This window comes from Pseudoalteromonas sp. SG43-6, assembly GCF_014164365.1.
Classification (GTDB): domain Bacteria; phylum Pseudomonadota; class Gammaproteobacteria; order Enterobacterales; family Alteromonadaceae; genus Pseudoalteromonas; species Pseudoalteromonas rhizosphaerae.
Genome location: NZ_JACJEZ010000072.1, coordinates 16,450 through 19,252, shown reverse-complemented (window position 1 = coordinate 19,252; position 2,803 = coordinate 16,450). Strand labels below are relative to the sequence as shown.

Below are 2,803 nucleotides of genomic sequence, written 5' to 3'. Positions count from 1 at the left end.
GCGTTAAGCTTGCTGACGCACAAACTCCGAGCCACATTTAAAACGCAGTGGCAAGTCACTCGCCTACAAGTGATTTAACACCGAGATAAACTTTAACACCCGTAGGCGTTAAGCTTGCTGACGCAAAAACACCTATGACTATAATAAAATGAGAGGTTAAACATTCTTGGGGAAGGTTATAAGTGGATGTTCTTAATGAAAATAACAACATACACTTATAATTTTGGTATATAACATCCTAGCAAAATCCTTCTAATATCTACTTATTTAAAGCCCATTCCTTGCTGCTTTTACTTCGCTCCTTGATGCGCTATTCATTAGTTCCTTCCATTGCTGTGCCGTCCAAAGTGGCTTTGCGCTTTTTACGATCCCTTGTTGGTTTTTCCTTAATACGTTATCCATAATGTTACTCCTTGCCATCTATTGGCTGTTCATCCTTGTTATATTTCACACTGTGACTCTAACGACGTCCGATTATATAAATTGCATGTATCAGACCAGGAATATACCCTAGTAATGTTAACAAAATATTAATCCAAAACTGAGCACCTAAACCAACTTGTAAAAATACACCAAGTGGTGGAATAAGTACTGAAAATATAATTCGTATTAAATCCATGACTCTCACTCCCTGAAATTTATATAAGAAAGCCCAGCATAACTGGGCATTCGTGGCTTATAGATTATTCAGCTACAATAGTTAAGTTATCAACTACATCGCGAACATCTTCGGCATTCTTAGCAATTTTCACCGCTAGCTGTTTTTCAGCATCCGAACCAACAGTACCATTTAGCGTTACCACACCTTTATCGGTATCTACGTCAATATCCGTACCGCCTACTTCAGAATTAAACAAATAGCGTGTTGTAATAACGGTAGTAATTTTAGCATCCGTTAAATCACTTTCTGTGCTATCTGATTTCATCTTCTTGCTTTTTGTGTCCTTGTTTTTAACGACCGTTAGCTCGTTATCAACATCAGTTACACCATCTAGACTTAAGATAAGCTCTTCCGCTAGCTCTTTATCAAGCTCACTTTCAACTTTACCAGTTAGTACAACCTTGCCATTTTTTACATCAGTGTTAATGTCAAAGTTGTTTAAGTTAGTGTTCATTAACAGAACCGTTTCTGCCTTACCATCAATCCAAGCATCTTTACTTTCATTTTCCCAGCTGTTTGCTTGCGCACCCATAGCGGTTGTACCAAGAACTAACGCTGCAATAATAGATTTGTTAAATGTTTTCATAATCTTTCTCCTTTTGATTAAAGACAATATGATTAATGCGAACATCAAGCCAACTTTTAAAGCAATTAAAATCAATAACTTAAGCTTTATTTGATATAGCGCTAGCTTTAGTCTTGGTAATTATTTACAGACTGCTCGGTAATTTATTCTGGTCGTTGCAAAATTAACCATTTAATAGCATTATTCGTTAATCTGTCGTTAATATAACAAATACATCTAACAAAAATAAATTTAAACTATTGATTATTAAGCTAATTAATAAATGGCCTAAGCTTTGCTTTAACTATTGCAGTACTGACAATCGTAAAATACACCAACAGCATCACTTATAAGGAATACATCATGACTGTAAAATTAGAAGATCGCCCAATTGAGCAAGTGCGTGAACAAGTTATTGATCAATTAATATATAACTACAGTCATGCTGTTATTTCAGCTGATGCTTTTGAGCGTCGATTAGATCAGGCAATGGCTGCGAAAGATAACCAAAGCTTAATTGATTTGGTAAGTGACCTAGAATTAACAACCGATAGTAATTACCAGTGGGAAAAACGTGCGCAGTTTAGCCCAAACTATAGTAATAAAAGCAGCGATGAAACATTGCACTTGCGAAGTATCTTAGGATCAAACGAGCGCAGTGGGCAATGGGTAGTACCAAAAGAAATCCACCTGACGAACTTACTTGGTTCTATTGAACTTGATTTCACTGACGCCATATTTCAGCATCAAAATATCACCATCCATGTCAATTGCTTACTAGGCAATGATGAAATTTATGTGCCAGAACACGTCAATGTTGTATCAAAACTGTTCAGTATTATTGGTAGTGTTGAAAACAAATCAGTGTCACTGAATAAACACCAAGGGCCAACCATTACTATCGAAGGAAAAGTTATTCTGGGCTCTGTGGAAATTAAAATTAAGCGCACCATTAAAGAAAAGTTTGTCTCATTCGCCAACAGCCTTAAAACCAGTTGGCAAGATATCAATAAACATTAATAGATAAAACACAGTTAAAGCTTAACACCGTAGGCGTTAAGCTTGCTGACGCGAAAACACCGAAACAATATTGAATATCGCGGTGGCAAGCCACTCGCCTACAAGTGAGTAATTAAACACTGAGATTAACGTTAACACCGTAGGCGTTGAGCTTGCTGACGCAAAAACACCGAAACAATATTGAGTATCGCGGTGGCAAGCCACTCGCCTACAGTGAGTAATTAAACACTGAGATTACCGTTAACACTCGTAGGCGTTAAGCTTGCTGACGCAAAAACACCGAAACAATATTAAATATCGCGGTGGCAAGCCACTCGCCTACAGTGAGTAATTAAACACTGAGATTACCGTTAACACCCGTAGGCGTTAAGCTTGCTGGCGCAAAAACACCGAAGCAATATTGAATATCGCGGTGGCAAGCCACTCGCCTACAGTGAGTAATTAAACACTGAGATTAACGTTAACACCGTAGGCGTTGAGCTTGCTGACGCAAAAACACCGAAACAATATTGAGTATCGCGGTGGCAAGCCACTCGCCTACAGTGAGTAATTAAACA

At 37.9% G+C, this 2,803-nt stretch carries 4 protein-coding genes; 1 reads left to right on the top strand and 3 read right to left on the bottom strand.

Going from position 1 to position 2,803, the window contains the following annotated elements:
* Positions 1-267 precede the first annotated feature (267 nt).
* The 3 genes from H5201_RS23305 to H5201_RS20740 all read right to left on the bottom strand — a co-directional run bounded on the left by H5201_RS23305 (position 268) and on the right by H5201_RS20740 (position 1,247).
* Complete coding sequence (locus tag H5201_RS23305; RefSeq protein WP_259397404.1) at positions 268-402, bottom strand: hypothetical protein; 135 nt, start codon at positions 400-402, stop codon at positions 268-270.
* Positions 403-460: 58 nt separating this feature from the next.
* Positions 461-619: a YqaE/Pmp3 family membrane protein gene (locus H5201_RS20745; RefSeq protein WP_149980587.1), complete on the bottom strand. Its 159-nt coding sequence runs from the start codon at positions 617-619 to the stop codon at positions 461-463.
* A gap of 64 nt (positions 620-683) precedes the next feature.
* The gene (locus H5201_RS20740; protein ID WP_182785291.1) at positions 684-1,247 is read right to left on the bottom strand and encodes a BON domain-containing protein; all 564 of its coding nucleotides are present in this window, start codon (positions 1,245-1,247) and stop codon (positions 684-686) included.
* 342 nt (positions 1,248-1,589) lie between these two features.
* Between H5201_RS20740 and H5201_RS20735 the strand changes: the two genes are divergently transcribed.
* Positions 1,590-2,246 (top strand): LiaF domain-containing protein, encoded by a 657-nt coding sequence (locus H5201_RS20735; RefSeq protein WP_145236722.1) that lies wholly within the window; start codon positions 1,590-1,592, stop codon positions 2,244-2,246.
* Positions 2,247-2,803 lie beyond the last annotated feature (557 nt).